The following is a 15,753-nucleotide window of genomic DNA, read 5'->3' as shown; positions in this document are numbered from 1 at the left end:
GCTGGTCAAGATTGCGCGGCCAGCACCGTGTCCCTGGCCCACCGGTAGTCGGCCTTGCCCGACGGCGAGCGCTCCATGCGCGGCACGAACGCGTACGAGCGCGGCACCTTGTAGCCCGATAACTGCTTCCGGCAGTGGGCGTCGAGCTCCTCGGCGGTGACGGCGGCGCCGGGACGCGGCTCGACCACGGCGGCCACCCGGTTGCCCCACCGCTCGTCCGGCACCCCGGTGACGACCGCGTCGAAGACGGCCGGGTGCCCCTTGAGCACGGCCTCCACCTCTTCGGGGAACACCTTCTCGCCGCCGGTGTTGACGCACTGCGAGCCGCGCCCGTACACGGTGATGGTGCCGTCCTCCTCGACGGTGGCCAGGTCGCCGGTGAGCAGCCAGCGGGTGCCGTCCTCGGTGGTGACGAAGGTGCGGGCGGTCTTGTCCGGGTCGTTGTAGTAGCCGAACGCGATGCGGCCGGCCTTGGCGACGGTGCCCAGGTCGCCGGAGCCGGGCCTGACGGGGTGCAGCCGGTCGTCGAGCACGACCAGCCTGGCGTGCGGGTTGGGCCGGTAGCGCAGGCCCGTCTCGGGGGTGGCCCCGTCGATCCCGTCGGCGGTGTAGCCGGCCTCGGTGGAGCCGAAGTTGTCGCGGATCAGCACGTTGGGCAGGAGCTCCTGGAGCCGGTCGCGTACGGTGCCGCTCAGGATCGCGCCGGTCGAGCTGAGCACGAACAGCGACGACACGTCGTAGGAGCCCCGCTCCAGCGCCTCGGCGAGCGGCCTGGCCATGGCGTCGCCGGTGATGTTCATCGTGAGCACCTTCTCCCGCTCGACGGCCCGCCACACCTCGTCGGGGTCGAACGTGCGCACGTACACCATGGTCGCGCCCATCCAGAAGGCGATGAAGGTGCCCATCTGGGCAGCGCCGTGCATGAGCGGCGCGGCGGCCATCATCGCGATCGGGCTCGCCTTGACGGCCTCGTCGACCACCTCCTGCGGGGTGGCGCGCGGCTCGCCGGTCGGGTTGCCGCCGCCGAAGGCCATGAACAGGTCCTCGACGTGCCACATCGCGCCCTTGGGCATGCCGGTGGTGCCGCCGGTGTAGATGATGTAGACGTCCTGCCCGGACCGCGGCCCGAAGCCGCGCCCCGGGTCGCCGCTCCGCAGGGCTTCCTCGTACGAGATCGCGCCGGGGATGCCGGGCGGGCCGTTGACCGCGATGAGATGGCCCAGCCGGGGCGCCTGGCCGGCGACGGCGGCCACGCGGGGCTCGAACTCGACGTCGTACAGCAGGGCCCGGATGTCGGAGTCGCGGTAGAGGTAGAGCAGCTCGGCCTCGACGTACCGGTAGTTGACGTTGACCGGGACGGCGCGGAGCTTCAGGGTGGCCAGGAGGCCGGCCACGTACTCGATGTCGTTGCAGAGGTGGATCCCCACGTGGTCGCCGGGCCCGATGCCGCGGTCCTGGAGGTGGTGGGCGAGCCGGTTGGCCTCGGCGTCCAGCTCGGCGTAGGTGCGGCGGTCCGGCCCGCAGACCACCGCCGTGCGGTCCCCGATCGCGTCGGCCACCCCTTCGAACAAGTCAGCGTGGTTGAACTCCATCACGGCTTCTCCCGTCCGACGATCCACATGGCGAAGAACTGCGCTCCTCCCCCGTACGCGTGCCCGAGTGCCAGGCGTGCCCCGTCGACCTGGTGCTCTCCGGCCATGCCGCGCACCTGCAGCGCGGCCTCGGCGAACCTGATCAGCCCGGACGCCCCGATGGGGTTGCTGGACAGCACGCCGCCGGAGGGGTTCCACGGGATGTCCCCGTCGAGCGCGGTGGCGCCGGACTCGGTGACCTTCCAGCCCTCGCCCTCGGCGGCGAAGCCGAGGTTCTCCAGCCACATCGGCTCGTACCAGGAGAACGGCACGTACACCTCGGCCACGTCGATCTGGCGGCGCGGGTCGGTGACGCCGGCCTGCCGGTAGACGTCGGCGGCGCAGTCCTTGCCGGCCTGCGGGCTCACGGTGTCGCGGCCGGCCCTGGAGAGCGGCTCGGAGCGCATGGCGGCGCCGTGCACCCAGGCCGGGGTGCCGGTGGCGGCTTGTTCGGACGAGAGCACGATCGCGCAGGCGCCGTCGCTGGACGGGCACGACTCCAGGTAGCGGATCGGCTCCCACAGCATGGGCGTGGACTCGACCATCGCCCGGTCGATGCCGGGGATGCGCAGGTGCGCGTACGGGTTCTTGAGCGCGTTGAGCCGGTCCTTGACGGCCACGAGCGCGCCGACGTGGCCGGGGGCGCCGCTCCTGCGCATGTACTCCCTGATGTGCGGGGCGAAGTAGCCGCCCGCGCCGACCACCAGCGACGAGCTGAACGGCAGGTGGGTGGAGAGCGCCCAGGTGGCGTTGGACTCCGACTGCTTCTCGAAGCCGACGACCAGCACCCGTTCGTGCACGCCGGACTGGATCAGGCCCGCGCCGACGAGCGCGGTGGAGCCGCCGACGCTGCCCGCGGTGTGCACGCGCAGCATCGGCTTGCCCGCGGCGCCGAGCGCGTCGGCGAGGTACGCCTCGGGCATCATGACGCCTTCGAACAGGTCGGGCGCCTTGCCGATGACGACGGCGTCGATGTCCTTGAACGTCAGCCCGGCGTCCTCCAGCGCCCGCAGCGCCGCCTCGCGCACCAGCCCGGCGATCGACACGTCCCTGCGCTTGGTCGTGTAGCGCGTCTGCCCGACGCCGATCACGGCGCAGCGCTCAGCCATCAGGCCTCCAGTACGGTGACGAGGTTGTGCTGCAGGCAGGGGCCGCTCGCCGCGTGGCCGACGGTGCGGCGGGCGGATCCGTCGTGGATGCGGCGGGCCGCCTCGCCGAGGCGGATCAGCCCGGCGGCCATGACGGGGTTCGCGGCCAGCGGGCCGCCGGACGGGTTGATCACGGTGTCGTCGGGCAGGTCGAGCGCCCGGCGCAGGATCGGTTCCTCGTGCGCGAACTGGGCGTGCAGCTCGGCCACGTCGACCGGTCCCTTGCCGACGCCCGCCGCGCGGCCCGCGTCGGCCGCCGACGGCGACCGGCTGAGGTCGCGCAGGCCCAGGTAGTGCGGCTCGATGCGGTGCGCGATGCCGGTGATCCAGGCGGGGGTGGCGCACAGCTCGCGGGCCCGGTCTCCGGCGGCGAGCACCACGGCCGCCGCGCCGTCGGTGATCGGCGCGACGTCCGACGCCTTCAGCGGCTCGACCGCGTACCCGTCGGGCAGCTCTTCCGGCAGGTCCAGCGCGTACGGGTTGCGCCTGCCGTCGGCGCGGCTGCGGCGCGCGATCGCGTCCAGCTCGGCCCGTCCGGCGCCGAGCGCCGACGCCTGCAGCGCCGCGTACGAGAGCTGGTCCAGGCCGAGCGGCGCCAGGTAGTACGGGTCGAGCTGCAAGGTCATGATGGCCCGCAGGTCGCCCTGGCTGGACTTGCCGAACCCGTACACCAGGGCGGTGTCCACGTCGCCGTGCTGGAGCCGCACCCACGCCTCGTACAGGGCCCAGGCGCCGTCCATCTCCACGTGGCTCTCCGAGATCGGCGGCCAGGCGCCGACCGCGTCCAGCGCGGAGACGAACGAGAACGGCGCCCCCGCCAGGTAGTCGCAGCTGCCCGAGCAGGTGAAGCCGAACCGTTTCTGCCCGGTCAGCGCCTTGACCTCCTCGATCACGGGCAGGATCAGCTCGGGCTCGGACAGCCCGGTGTCGTGGGCGGTGTGCCGGGTCTGGGCGAAGGCGACGATCGCGACCTGTCTCATTCACAGCTCCACATCGGGTTCGCCGGTGGGCGCGAACCACCGGATGTTCGCCATGGACGCGGTCCGCTCGCTCTCGGGCACCCACTCGGCCTTGACCCGCATGCCCTGCCGCACCTCGTGCGCGGGGACGCCGCCGACGAGCGCGATCACGGGCACGTCGGACCGGTCGAGGAGCACGTACGCGGAGACGAAGGGCACCTCGGGGGCGCGCGGGTCGGGCAGGTTGTTGATCGCGAACGTGGTGACCGTGCCGGTGTCGGGCAGCTCGACCTGCTCGCCGATCGCGATCCCGCACTCGGGGCAGGACAGCCGGTAGGGCACGTACACCTTCCCGCAGCTCGCGCACCTCCCGCCGACGAAGACGCCGCGCCTGATCCCCTCCAGGAAGACGCGGAGCGCCCCGCCGGCCTGGAGCGTGTACGGGACGCGGACCGGCGAGACGATCCTGGTGACCTCGGGGGCGAAGCAGGCGAGATCGGTGATGTGGCCCGAGCGTTCGCCGCGCCACACCGGCCACACCCGGGTGCCGGGCGTGACCGCCTTGGGGTTGCCCGCGTCGACGGCGTGCACGAGCGCGGTGTCGGCGCCGTCCAGCTTGATCATGGCCCAGGCGAAGGGCCGGTCCAGCGGGTGCCCGGGGCGCGGCTCGGCCACCCAGGCGGACGCGGTGACGGTCCCGGCCGGGCCGACCTCGACGTACTCGCCGGTCACCGCGTCGCCGGTGGCGGGGTCGTACTCCAGCGCGGGGACGAGCACCCGTCCGTCGGCGGTGCGCACCCCGACGATCCGTCCGGCGCGCAGCTCGGTCAGGAACCGGCCGATCACCGGTCCCGTCGAGCGGGTGTAGCCGCCGGGGAACTCCAGCACGTGCTCCGCGGTCAGCGGATCGGACATGCACCCTCCCGGGTGGTCAGATGGCTCGGTCGCGGCCCTCCCAGTACGGGGCGCGCAGCTTGCGTTTGAGCAGCTTGCCGTTGGGCTCTCGGGGCATCTCGTCGATGAAGTCGACGGTTCTCGGCCACTTCATCCTGGCCAGGCGGCCCTCCAGCGAGGCGAGGATCTCCGCGGCCAGCTCCGGACCGGGCGCCGCGCCGGGCGCGGGCTCGACGACGGCCTTGATCTGCTCGCCCCACTCCTCGTCGGGGATGCCGAACACCGCCACGTCGGCGACCTTCGGGTGGATCATGATCTCGTTCTCGATCTCGGCCGGGTAGATGTTCGCGCCGCCGGAGATGATCATGTCGGCCTTGCGGTCGCACAGGAACAGGAAGCCGTCCTCGTCCAGGTAGCCGATGTCGCCGACGGTGAAGAAGTCCTTGAGCCGGTTCGCCTCGGTCTTGGCCGGGTCGCCCTTGTACTCGAAGGAGGCGCCCATCATCTTCATGTAGATCGTGCCGGGGGTGCCGGCGGGCACCGGCTCGCCCGAGTCGTCGGCGATGAGCAGCTCGGTGATGGGCCAGGCGTTGCCGACCGTGCCGGGGTGCGCCTTCCAGTCGCCGGGCGTGGCCAGGGTGCCGCCGCCCTCGGTGGCCGCGTAGTACTCGTACACGACGTCGCCCCACCACCGGAGCATGTCCTGCTTCACCGGTACGGGACAGGGGGCGGCGGCGTGGATCATCCACTTCAGCGAGGACAGGTCGTACTTCCCCCGCACCTCTTCGGGGAGGGCGAGCAGGCGCTTGAAGTGGGTGGGCACCAGGTGGGAGCTGGTGACCCGGTGGCGCTCGCAGAGCCTGAGCATCTCCTCGGCGTCCCACCGGTCCATGTAGACGAGCGTGTGGCCCATGTGCAGGGCGGTGCCGCCGAACTGGCTGACGGCGGTGTGGTAGCTGGGCGAGGTGACCAGGTGGGCGTTGGGCCGCCCGGGGGTGACGCCGAACAGGCCGAGCAGGAACGTCATCAGCTCCGCCCCGTCGTCGGGGTCGAGGCCGGTCAGCGGGCGGCGCACGCCCTTGGGCCTGCCGGTGGTGCCGGAGGTGTAGTGCATGGTGGCGCCGGCCGTGCGGTCGGCGGGCATGGTGTCCGGCTGCCCTTCGGTCAGCTCGTCCAGCGGCCGGAACCCGGGCAGGTCCGCCACGGCGAAGCGCCGCTCGGGGGCGACGGCCTCCGCCGCACGCGTCGCCTCTGCCGCGTACCGGGGGTGGGTGACGAACGCCTTGGCCTCGCTGTCGGTCAGGATGTACGCGATCTCCGGCCCGGTCAGGTGCCAGTTGATCGGCGTGTAGTACCAGCCTGCCTGGAGGGCCGCCAGGTAGAGCACGAGCCCGTCGGAGCCGTTGGGCACCAGCCCGCAGAGGCCGTCGCCGGCCCGCAGGCCGAGCGCGCGCAGCCCGTGGGTGAGGCGGTTCGCGCGGGCGAGGAGGTCACCGGCCCTGTGCTCGGTGCCGTCGGGGTCCACGGCCGCGATCCAGCCGGGGTCCGCCTGCGCCAGCCGCCAGAAACCGAGCGTGCCCATCGGTACTCCTCACCAGGTCGTACGAGGCCCCCGAACCGGCGAAATAAGAACAGGTTCTCATTTCTTTCGGGCAGCGTAACCCGCGGCTATGGTGTGAGCAAGCGCTTGATTTCAGGAGGAGTGAGTGGAGCTTCTGCCGATCAGCACCCCCCACTGCCGCGTGGAACGTGACCACCACTTGGTGATCGTCACCATGAACCGCCCCGAGGCCCGCAACGCGCTCTCCTCCGACATGCTCATCGGCATGGCGAGCGCCTGGGCCTACGTGTCAGCCGAGCCGGACGTCAGGGTGGCGATCCTGACGGGCGCGGAGGGCACGTTCTGTTCCGGCGCCGACCTCAAGGCGATGTCCGCTCCCCCGTCGGACCCCGAGGTCGTGGCGCGTGGCGAGAAGATCGCCAACTACCACTGGAAGGGCCTGCTCCGCGAGGACCTGCCCGCCAAGCCGGTCATCAGCGCCGTCGAGGGCTACGCGGTGGCGGGCGGCACCGAGCTGCTCGTCGGCACCGACCTGCGGGTGGTGGCGGAGTCGGCCACCCTCGGCCTGTTCGAGGCCAGGCGCGCGCTCTTCCCGATGGGCGGCAGCGCGGTCCGCCTGCCTCGCCAGATCCCGTACTGCCACGCGATGGACCTCCTCCTCACGGGCCGTTCCGTCACCGCCGCCGAGGCGCTGGCGATGGGCCTGGTCAACCGGGTCGTCCCCGACGGCGGGGCGCTGGACGCCGCCCGCGAGCTGGCCGCGAGCGTGGCGGCGGCCGGGCCGCTGGCCGTCCAGGCGATCCTGCGCACCTACCGCGACACCCAGGGCCTCGCGGAGGCGGAGGCGCTCAAGGTGTCGGACGAGCTGGGCTGGCCGGTGATCGGGTCGGAGGACGCCAAGGAGGGCACCCGCGCCTTCCGCGAGAAGCGCCCCCCGACCTACCGGGGCCGTTAGTCGCGGGTGATGCGGCCGAGGCGTTCGAGGGCTTCGGCGAACTCCTCGACCAGGGAGTAGACCACGTCCTTGGTCGAGCGGACCTGGTTGGTGATGCCGATGATCTGGCCCGCGGGGAAGGTCGCCAGCTCGGCGGCGTCGGAGCGGCCGATGCGCCGCAGCGCGTCCGAGACCAGCATGAACTGCAGCGGCATCGGCAGCGTGCCCGGCGACTCCTGCGCCTCCCAGGCGTCGGTCCACTCGTTCTTGAGCAGCCGGGCGGGCTTGCCCGTCCAGCTGCGGGAGCGGACCGTGTCGCGGGAGGTGGCGGCGAGGATGCGCTGCCTGGCCATCTCGGGGGTGTCGGCCTCCTCGACGGTCAGCCAGAGCGAGCCGGTCCAGACGCCCTCCGCGCCCAGCGCCATGCCCGCGGCCATCTGGCGGCCGTTGCCGATGCCGCCCGCCGCCAGCACCGGCACGTCCACGGCGTCCACGACCTGCGGGATGAGCACCATCGTGGAGATCTCGCCGGTGTGGCCGCCCGCCTCGGTGCCCTGCGCCACGACCACGTCCACGCCCACCTCGACCTGCTTGAGCGCGTGGCGCGGGGTGGAGGCGAGGGCGGCGACCTTGACGCCGTGGGCGTGCGCCTGCTCCACCACGTCGGCGGGCGGCGGGCCGAGGGCGTTGGCCAGCAGCGCGATCGGGTGCCTGAGCGCGACCTCCACCTGCGGCCGGGCGGTGGCGTCCGTCCAGCCGAGCAGCACCCGGCCGGCGTCGGCGTCCTGCGACAGCGGCGGCACGCCGTGGCTGGACAGCAGGTTCTCGACGAACTGCCGGTGCCCCTCGGGGATCATCCCCTGCAGGCGGCCGACGAGCTCCTCCGCCGGGAACTCGGCGCCCTCGTAGGAGGCCGGCATGACGACGTCCACCCCGTACGGCTTGCCGTCCACGTGGTCGTCGATCCAGGCGAGCTCCCGTTCGAGCTCTTCGGGGGTGAAGTAGAGGGCGCCGAGCACGCCCATTCCGCCTGCCTTGCTGACGGCGGCCACCACGTCGCGGCAGTGGCTGAACGCGAAGATCGGGAGGTCGATTCCGAACATGTCCGTCACACGGGTCCGCATGTCCCGACGATACGACCGGGAAGACCGAACTGCAACACGTTCTACTGCTAGATGTTTCGCTCGTACCGGCGAGTAACTTTTTATTGGAACACGTTTCAATTTCCGTTGTAACGGTCCCGGAAAAAGTAAAAGGGCCCGCACGCGGCGGGCCCCGGGGTCGGAAAAGGATCAGGCGGTGCGGCGGCGGCCGAGCACCACGCCGGCGAGGATCAGCGCGACGCCCACGACGAGCAGGACGAGGGGGATGGTGTTGCGCAGCAGGTTGATCTGGCTCTTGCCGTCCTGGGCGTTGCTCACCAGGCCGTTCACCGTCTCCTCGGTCATCTGGGCGGTGGCGACGAAGGCCGCGGCGCGCTCCACGCCGTCCTGCGTCTTCAGCACCTCGTGCCGCTGGACCTCCTGCTTGACCGGGGAGCCGGTGACGGGCTCGATCCAGTAGGTGGTCTTGCCGTCGTACCAGCGGTCGATCTGCACGTCACCGGTCACGTCGGTGATGCCGACGATGTTGGCGGGGATCGTCTGCGTGGAGGTCTTGGTGGCCGGCACCAGCTGCTCGAACACGTACGTGTCGAGGCCGTTGACCTTCTCCTCGCGCACGAACGTCGCGTCGAAGGCCTGCTTGGCGGTGGAGTTGAAGACCTTGTACGTCTTCTTCTCCACGTCGAACGGCCACTTGTAGATCTGGCCCTCCAGCGTGACCGGGGCCTTGGCGATGTTCACGCCGCAGCAGTTCACGGCCTCGCCGGTGTACTTGTTGAAGGCGCTGCGCCGGTCGGAGATGTCCACTGACCTGCGGTTGTTGGTCACGTCGTTGACCACCGTGGCCTCGTCCCAGACGACCCGGTCGCCGGTGGCGTCCTTCACGTCACCACGGGTGGTGACGATGATCTCGAGGTCGGCGTTCAGCACCTTGAGATCCTGGCGGGAGAAGTACTGGGCGCCCTTCGCCTCCAGGGTGGAGATGCCGAACTGGTTCGCCGGCGCGGAGATCAGCTGGTCCGCCGCCCAGAATTTCAGGAGCGGGGCGAGCGCGATGAAAAACGCGCCGAGCCCGATGAGGACGAGCGTTGAAATACGACCCATCGAGACCTCCGCAAAATTAGAACGTGTTGTCGTCGGGATTGTATGACCTGGATCAAAGTATGACAGTGCGTGATCGGCGTCACCCGCCGACCACGAGCCGCAACCAAATCGATAGAAACATGTTCTATCGTGGTTTCGCCGACGAGACCCCGGGGGTGAGAGCACTGAAGAGAGACGCCGCTCTCGACGGCATCCGCGCCCTGGCCGCACTCGGCGTGTGGCTGCTGCACGTGGCCAGCAACACCGGCGTGATGTACGGCGAGGGCATGTACGCCTGGCTGCTGTCCCGCCTCGGGATGGCCGTGCCGGTGTTCTTCCTGCTGTCGGGCCTGCTGCTCTACCGGCCGTGGGCCAAGGCCGCCATCGAGGGCGCACCGCGCCCCGCCGCCGGGCTCTACCTGTGGCGGCGGGCGCTGCGTGTGCTGCCGGTCTACTGGCTGGTCGCCTCGCTGGCGCTGTGGGCTTGGACGCCGCTCGACTGGACCGGCTGGGTGGTCTGGCTGCTCCTGCTGCAGAACTACGTCCCCGGCCTGCACAGCGCCGAGGGCCTCTACCAGATGTGGACGCTGCCCATCGAGATGGCCTTCTACCTGGTGCTGCCGCTGCTCGGCTGGGCGCTGCACCGGTGGGCGGCCCGGGGCGGCAACGTGCCGGCGCGGCTGCTCTGGGGCATCGCGGTGCTGCCGGTGGTCTCGGTGGCCACCGTGGTGGCCGCACGGGTCCTGGAGGTGCCGGATCTCGCGCTCTGGCTCCCGTACCACCTGGTGTTCTTCGCCTGCGGCATGGCGATGGCGGTGCTGTCGGTCTGGCTCGGCGGCAGCCGGGTGATCGGCTCGCTCGCCCCCCAGCTGCTGGTGCTCGCCTTCCTGCTGTACGCGGTGCTGTCGACGCCGCTGGCCGGGCCGCGCACGCTCACCCTGCCGACCCTCGGGGAGTCCATGGTCAGGATGACCCTGGAGGCGGCCGTGGCCGTTCTGCTGGTGGCGCCGTTCGCGCTCGCGCCCGACCCCGGCTCGCTGCGCCACCGGCTGCTCGGCAACCCGGTCGCCGCCTACCTGGGCCGCATCTCCTACAGCTTCTTCCTGTGGCACGCGCCGGTCATCACGCTGCACCGGCAGATCACCGGCGACCCGCCGTTCACCGGCGACTTCACCAGCCTGGCCGTGGTGTCGTTCATCGTGTCGCTGCTGCTCAGCATCGCGAGCTATCACCTGATCGAACATGTCGCCCTCACGCTCGGCCGGCGCCGGTCAGCACCTGCTCGGCCACCGGAAGCTCCGGCTCCGCAGCCGGTGGCTCCCGCCGCGTGACGAGCCGCCCGAACAGCGCGCCCATGGCCGCGCACGCGACGAGCTGCGGCACGTGGTCCATCAGCATCCCGGCCTCGATCCCGTACGAGCGCAGCGTGAGCGCGACGGCCTGGGCGCCCGCCGCCGCGCAGAACAGTCCGGCCGGCAGCCAGTACGCGCCCCGCGTGCGGCCGTCCAGCCACAGCGCCGGCGCCCCGGCGGCGACCAGGGCGAGCATGCCGGGCGTGCCCGCGATCCAGTAGCCGAACGCCAGCCCCGCCACCGCCGCGTACGGCGCCCGCCAGCTCGACAGCCGCGAGAGGGCGGCCGGCGCGGTCGCGCGCACGTGCTCGGGGCGCGGCCCGAGCGGTATCAGGGAGAGCAGCGCCAGCAGCGCGATCCCGCCCAGCCCGGCGGCGAGCGCGAACCAGTAGGGCCGGTCCGGCGTGTACTCCATCCGCACGACGCCCGACGTGCCGGCGGGCAGCTCCCAGGCCTGCTTCCAGCCGTCGATCCGGACCGGCCGGAGCGTCCGGTCGCCGATCTTGGCCCGCCAGCCGGCGTTGAAGTTCTCGCCGACCACCAGGAAGGCGTCGTCGGGCGCGCTCACGTGCACCTCGCGCGCGGACTGCGTCCAGGTGCCCGGCACCGCGGCGGCCTCCACCTGGCGCGGCGTCTCCGGCAGGGCGCCCACGACCAGGTTCTCCACCTGGAACGGCTCCCAACCGGCCACCTTGACCCGGTTGTCGCCCGCCAGCAGCTCCGCCTTCTCGCACCCGGTGATCCGCACCGGCCGCTGCTCCAGCAGGTCGCGGTGGCTGCCTGCGACGCGGGTCTCGACGACCTGGCCGTTCACCTCGATCCGCGGGCCGGTGCCGCAGTCGAGCCGGAGCGGGATGTCGCCGGGGGTGCTCGCCTTGGCCACCCCCGGGATGGCCAGCTCGGTGACCTGCACCCGCTGCGTGAGCGGGTAGAAGCGGATCTTGAGCTGGGTGGTGGTGATCGGGTCGAAGCTGACGTGGCCCCGCTCGTCCACCCGGCCGCCACGGGAGACGCCGCCGTCGCCGGTGACCACCACGTCGAGCGACTGGGTGTCGCTGCCCGGCCTGCCGACCTGGATGCGGGAGATCTTCTTCTTGCCCTTCCAGGCGACGGTCAGCGCGGGCTCGCGGTCGCCGTCGGCCGGGACCCAGGTGGTGGTCAGGTCGCCGTCGAACGCCGACCGGGGCGAGACCACCGCGTCCTCGCTGAGCTGCGAGGTTCCCGACACCCGCGTCACGCCGCCGCTGACCCGGGTGAACCGGTCGACGAGCGCGCTGTCGCGCAGCACGGCCGACCCGCGCACGGTGACGGCCCGCTCCGCGTCCGCGGTGAACGTGCGGTCCAGGCCGGTGCTCTCCTCCCCGGTACGCGCGAGCCGCGCGGGATTGCACACCCACCGGTTCAAACTGCGCACGCACCCGGGCCGGGCGTCCAGGCCGCGGTCCATGACGAACACGTCGCCGCCGGAGCCGGGCAGCCGGATCGTCCTGCCGGGGGTCACCCCGGGCACGCTGAGCTCGACGATCCCGGCGCGCTGCCCGTAGGTCCAGTCACCGGGCCGGACGGACAGGATCGTGACCCGGATCCACGAGGTCGGCCCCTCGGGCAGGGTCAGCCACTGCGGGTCCGTGGTCTGCTCGACGTCCTGCTCCCGGCGGCCCGCCTCGGTCTCGACCGCCACCCGGTCCACCGTCTGGCCGAGCAGGAGCTCGGCGGCGAACATCGCACGGACGCGGGAGACCTCCCGGCGCGCGGGCAGGTCGACCTGGAGCCACTCGCCCTCGGGCGTGCGCGCGCCGTCGGTCTCCCAGCCGGTGCGCACGTCGCCGTCCATCGCCGACCAGGGGCCGCGCGAGGGGTCGCTGGTCCCGGCGGGCGCGCCGGCGTCGGCGGCCGAGGAGGAGGCCGAGACGCCGGCGATGCCGTCGTACTCGGCGGTGGCGGTGTTCTCCAGCCAGCCCTTCTCCATCAGGTCCAGGGCCAGCACGCCGCTGAAGTCCGCCCGCCGGTCCTCGGTGAGTGTCGGGCTGATGTTGGAGCGCAGCTCGCCGAAGTGCCGCTCGCGCAGCCGCAGCGCGTCGCTCACCACGGCCGGCGCCTCGACCCCGGCCGCGTCGTCGTTCACCAGGACCGGCCCGTCGCCGAGCAGGCCGAGGTCGCCCATGCTGAGCAGCGAGTCGGGGCCGCCGCGCACCCGCAGCGCGTCCGCCGCCGGCCGCACGGTGACCAGGTCCGACGGCTCCGACACCTCGTACAGGTCGAGCGCGGGGAAGGCGGCGTCGAGCGAGTCGACGGCGTCGTCGCCGAACACGTCGCCGACCGGCTCGCCGAACGAGCGCACCTTGGTGACGCCGGGCGACTCGCTCATCGCCTCGTGGATCCTGGCCGGCCAGGCGCCCGCGAGCTGCTCCCTGAGCAGGTCGTTCCTGGCGAGCACGTAGCGGACGCCCATGCGGCGCAGCACCTCGGTCAGCCCGGCCGAGCCGTGGCCGGACGTCAGCCGCTGGTCGACGGCGTCCAGCAGCCTGCTCAGCCCCACCGAGCCCGGCGGGGTGATCTGACGTGCCGTCCACCGGACGCTGGACAGGGGCTGGAGCGGCTCGTCCATCGGCCGGCCCCACACGTACTCGCCGAACGAGGCGCCGGGCACGACCAGCACGCCCTCGTCACCGGCGTTCTCGTCGAGCCAGGCGGCGGCCTGCCGCCAGTGGTCCGGCACCTGCTGGAAGACCCCGGGGTACGCCAGGCCCTGGTTGAAGACCGGCAGGACCAGCGCGGCGAACGCGCCCGCCGCCACCGCCCGCAGCGGCAGCCTGGCCCGGCCGAGCACGCTCGCCAGCAGGTGGGCCAGCCCGAACGCGAGCGCGAGCCGGATGAGCGGGTCGAACTTGCGCAGGTTGCGCAGCGGCGCGAGCGGGCCGTCCAGCAGCCACCGGATCGGCTCGGCCACGGCGGGCTCCAGCGCGCTGATGTGCCCGGCCGTCACCGCCGCCGTCCCCACCAGGAAGAGCGCGATGAGGAAGCCCCTGGCGGGCAGGTCGCGGCGGGCCAGCCCGGCCAGGCCGAGCGCGGCGATGACGCCGGTGACCGCCACCATCGCGCCTGAGGTCGCGATCGCGTACCCGGGCGGCTGCTCGAACACGCCGCTGAGCGGCAGGAAGCGCACCCAGTCGGAGGCGCCGCGCAGCACGTTCGTCAGCGACGTGACCTGCGTGGTCGCCGCCGAGGTCTCGGTGTAGGGCAGGAACGAGAACGCGTACCGGCCCACCAGCAGCAGCGGCAGCGACCAGAAGAGGGTGGCCACCGCGACGGCGGCCGTCCACCAGCCGAGCATCCGCCAGCGCGGCACCGGGCGCGGCCGGGTGAGGATGTAGACGACGGGGGCGACCAGCACGGCCAGCACGGCGACGGCGTTCACCCCGCCGCACAGCGCCACGGCCAGTCCCGACCGGACCGCCGCCCTGGCCCGCTGCCCCGTCTCGGCGGCGGTGAGCAGCGGGATCAGGATCCACGGCAGCATCGCGGCGGGCAGCCACTCGATCGAGATCTCGCCGACGATCGACAGCGCGCGCGGGGCCAGCGCGTACGCCAGCGCGCCCGCGATCCTGGTGCCCGGCGTGCCGACGCCGAGCTTGGCGGCCAGCCGCTCGGCGCCCAGGAACGCGACGCAGAACAGCAGCGTCAGCCAGAGCCGCTGGGTGATCCACGGCTCGACGCCGGCCAGCTCGCCGAGGGCGAAGAAGGGGCCCATCGGGAACAGGTAGCCGGCCGCCTGGTTCTGGAGCTGGCCGAAGTGTTGCAGATCCCACAGGTGGGTGGCGCGCTCCAGCCAGCCGAGCGGGTTCAGCGCCAGGTCGAGCTTGGTGTCGGGGATGAGGTGGCCGGGCTTGGTGGTGAACGCCAGGATCGCGAAGCCGGCACAGCACAACACCAGCCAGAAGCGGTGCCGGGCCTTCTCGGTCACCGCTCCTCCACGTCCGCACCGGTGATCAACGCCATGAGGCGGTCGGCGCTGGCGTCCCAGGAGAACCGTCCAGCCCATTTCCGACATTTCATGTTATAGGTGTCCGGACCCCGGTCAGTCAGCTCGCCCGCGACCTCGTCCAGCGCCGCGCCGAGGCCTTTGGCCAGGTCAGCGGCCGGTGTGCCGCCCTCGGGCACCAGCCAGCCCGTCTCGCCGTCCCGTACCGCGTCCCGGAGCCCTTCCACGTCGAAGGCGACGGTCGGCACGCCGAGCGCGGCGGCCTCCACCACGCACAGCCCCCAGCCCTCGCCCTGCGAGGCGGTGACGTGCACCCAGGCGGCGGCGATCAGGCGCGCCTTCTCCTCCTCCGGCAGGTAGCCGTGGAGCGTGACGCCCCCGGGGAGCCGCGCGCGCAGCGCGGCCTCCTCCGGGCCGCGGCCGACGACGTCGACGACCAGGTCAGGCCGCTGCTCCCGCAGCTCCGCCACCGCGTCCAGCAGCAGGCCGACGCGCTTGTGCGCGACGAGCCTGCCGACGCAGACGACGCGCGGCACCGGGCTCTTGGGGACGTCGTTCTCGGGCGGGCCCGTGCTCACCCCGTTGTGCACCAGGTGGATCGGGCCGATCCAGCGCAGCCGCTCCCGCATGGCGCGCACGGTGGACGGCGACACGGCCACGCCGGTGTGCCGCCGGTAGGTCCAGCGCGACACCGGCCCCTCCAGGAACCGCCCCACCGCGGCCAGCCACCACGGCAGGTGCAGGCCGAACTGCCGGTCGTGCACGTGGTGCACGACGCACAGGATCCGGGTACGGCGCGGCAGCACCCACGGCGTGAAGAACGGGATGCCGTTCTGGCAGTCGAGCACCGCGTCGAACCTGGTGCGCCGGACCAGCAGCCAGAGCAGCACCAGCGGGTAGACGGTGAACACCCCGCCCATCCGGCGCACCCGTACGCCGTCGCGGGTCTCCGCCCGCGACTGGCCGGGCGCCCGCGCGGTGACGAACGAGACCGCGTGGCCCGCGCGGGCCATCCGGCACGCCAGCTCCCAGGCGTAGGTCTCGGCGCCGCCGGAGGCGGGGTGCCAAGGGTCGCGCCAGTTGACGACGGCGACGTTCATGGGTCG

General features: G+C 72.4%; 11 protein-coding genes. 2 read left to right on the top strand and 9 right to left on the bottom strand.

Annotated elements, in window-relative coordinates:
* Positions 1–5 precede the first annotated feature (5 nt).
* Genes AB0K05_RS02345 through AB0K05_RS02325 form a run of 5 tightly spaced genes read right to left on the bottom strand, consistent with a single transcriptional unit; the run spans position 6 to position 6,214 of the window.
* Positions 6–1,592 (bottom strand): acyl-CoA synthetase, encoded by a 1,587-nt coding sequence (locus AB0K05_RS02345; protein WP_148034146.1) that lies wholly within the window; start codon positions 1,590–1,592, stop codon positions 6–8.
* Complete coding sequence (locus AB0K05_RS02340; RefSeq protein WP_364225853.1) at positions 1,592–2,740, bottom strand: thiolase domain-containing protein; 1,149 nt, start codon at positions 2,738–2,740, stop codon at positions 1,592–1,594. The genes AB0K05_RS02345 and AB0K05_RS02340 overlap by 1 nt, the downstream gene beginning before the upstream one ends.
* Entirely contained in the window at positions 2,740–3,759 is a 1,020-nt protein-coding gene (locus AB0K05_RS02335; RefSeq protein ID WP_271278242.1) for a thiolase domain-containing protein, read from the bottom strand. Before AB0K05_RS02335 ends, AB0K05_RS02340 begins: the two co-directional genes overlap by 1 nt.
* Positions 3,760–4,653: an OB-fold domain-containing protein gene (locus AB0K05_RS02330; RefSeq protein WP_364225850.1), complete on the bottom strand. Its 894-nt coding sequence runs from the start codon at positions 4,651–4,653 to the stop codon at positions 3,760–3,762.
* Positions 4,654–4,669: 16 nt separating this feature from the next.
* Positions 4,670–6,214, bottom strand: a complete 1,545-nt coding sequence (locus AB0K05_RS02325; RefSeq protein ID WP_364225847.1) for an acyl-CoA synthetase — start codon at positions 6,212–6,214, stop codon at positions 4,670–4,672.
* A 124-nt stretch (positions 6,215–6,338) separates the two neighbouring features.
* On the opposite strand from AB0K05_RS02325, the gene AB0K05_RS02320 reads away from it, so the two are divergent.
* Entirely contained in the window at positions 6,339–7,148 is an 810-nt protein-coding gene (locus tag AB0K05_RS02320; protein WP_364225844.1) for a crotonase/enoyl-CoA hydratase family protein, read from the top strand.
* On the opposite strand, the gene AB0K05_RS02315 is transcribed toward AB0K05_RS02320, so the two are convergent.
* Both AB0K05_RS02315 and AB0K05_RS02310 read right to left on the bottom strand, forming a co-directional pair.
* Positions 7,145–8,251: a nitronate monooxygenase family protein gene (locus AB0K05_RS02315; protein WP_219543520.1), complete on the bottom strand. Its 1,107-nt coding sequence runs from the start codon at positions 8,249–8,251 to the stop codon at positions 7,145–7,147. The genes AB0K05_RS02320 and AB0K05_RS02315 overlap by 4 nt on opposite strands.
* Before the next feature lie 168 nt (positions 8,252–8,419).
* A complete protein-coding gene (locus tag AB0K05_RS02310) occupies positions 8,420–9,334 on the bottom strand; it encodes a DUF3068 domain-containing protein (RefSeq protein ID WP_148034153.1) in 915 nt (304 codons plus the stop codon).
* Positions 9,335–9,453: 119 nt separating this feature from the next.
* Between AB0K05_RS02310 and AB0K05_RS02305 the strand changes: the two genes are divergently transcribed.
* Positions 9,454–10,644 (top strand): acyltransferase, encoded by a 1,191-nt coding sequence (locus AB0K05_RS02305; protein ID WP_187281373.1) that lies wholly within the window; start codon positions 9,454–9,456, stop codon positions 10,642–10,644.
* On the opposite strand, the gene AB0K05_RS02300 is transcribed toward AB0K05_RS02305, so the two are convergent.
* Together AB0K05_RS02300 and AB0K05_RS02295 are read right to left on the bottom strand one after the other, a co-directional pair.
* On the bottom strand, positions 10,565–14,629 hold the full coding sequence (locus AB0K05_RS02300) for an alpha-(1->3)-arabinofuranosyltransferase family protein (RefSeq protein WP_364225839.1): 4,065 nt from the start codon (positions 14,627–14,629) through the stop codon (positions 10,565–10,567). The genes AB0K05_RS02305 and AB0K05_RS02300 overlap by 80 nt on opposite strands.
* Positions 14,626–15,747, bottom strand: a complete 1,122-nt coding sequence (locus AB0K05_RS02295) for a glycosyltransferase family 4 protein (protein WP_271278237.1) — start codon at positions 15,745–15,747, stop codon at positions 14,626–14,628. Before AB0K05_RS02295 ends, AB0K05_RS02300 begins: the two co-directional genes overlap by 4 nt.
* Between the last annotated feature and the right edge of the window lie 6 nt (positions 15,748–15,753).

The sequence above is a fragment of the Nonomuraea sp. NPDC049486 genome, assembly GCF_040676925.1.
GTDB lineage: Bacteria > Actinomycetota > Actinomycetes > Streptosporangiales > Streptosporangiaceae > Nonomuraea > Nonomuraea ferruginea.
Note: the sequence above shows the minus strand (reverse complement) of the source record. Positions and strands in the feature narration are given on the sequence as shown.

What these genes read in the sequence shown, in the direction of transcription:
- AB0K05_RS02345 (WP_148034146.1), bottom strand. Translation starts at nt 1,592, where the DNA reads ATGGAGTTCAACCACGCTGACTTGTTCGAAGGGGTGGCCGACGCGATC.
- AB0K05_RS02340 (WP_364225853.1), bottom strand. Translation starts at nt 2,740, where the DNA reads ATGGCTGAGCGCTGCGCCGTGATCGGCGTCGGGCAGACGCGCTACACG.
- AB0K05_RS02335 (WP_271278242.1), bottom strand. Translation starts at nt 3,759, where the DNA reads ATGAGACAGGTCGCGATCGTCGCCTTCGCCCAGACCCGGCACACCGCC.
- AB0K05_RS02330 (WP_364225850.1), bottom strand. Translation starts at nt 4,653, where the DNA reads ATGTCCGATCCGCTGACCGCGGAGCACGTGCTGGAGTTCCCCGGCGGC.
- AB0K05_RS02325 (WP_364225847.1), bottom strand. Translation starts at nt 6,214, where the DNA reads ATGGGCACGCTCGGTTTCTGGCGGCTGGCGCAGGCGGACCCCGGCTGG.
- AB0K05_RS02315 (WP_219543520.1), bottom strand. Translation starts at nt 8,251, where the DNA reads ATGCGGACCCGTGTGACGGACATGTTCGGAATCGACCTCCCGATCTTC.
- AB0K05_RS02310 (WP_148034153.1), bottom strand. Translation starts at nt 9,334, where the DNA reads ATGGGTCGTATTTCAACGCTCGTCCTCATCGGGCTCGGCGCGTTTTTC.
- AB0K05_RS02305 (WP_187281373.1), top strand. Translation starts at nt 9,454, where the DNA reads ATGTTCTATCGTGGTTTCGCCGACGAGACCCCGGGGGTGAGAGCACTG.
- AB0K05_RS02295 (WP_271278237.1), bottom strand. Translation starts at nt 15,747, where the DNA reads ATGAACGTCGCCGTCGTCAACTGGCGCGACCCTTGGCACCCCGCCTCC.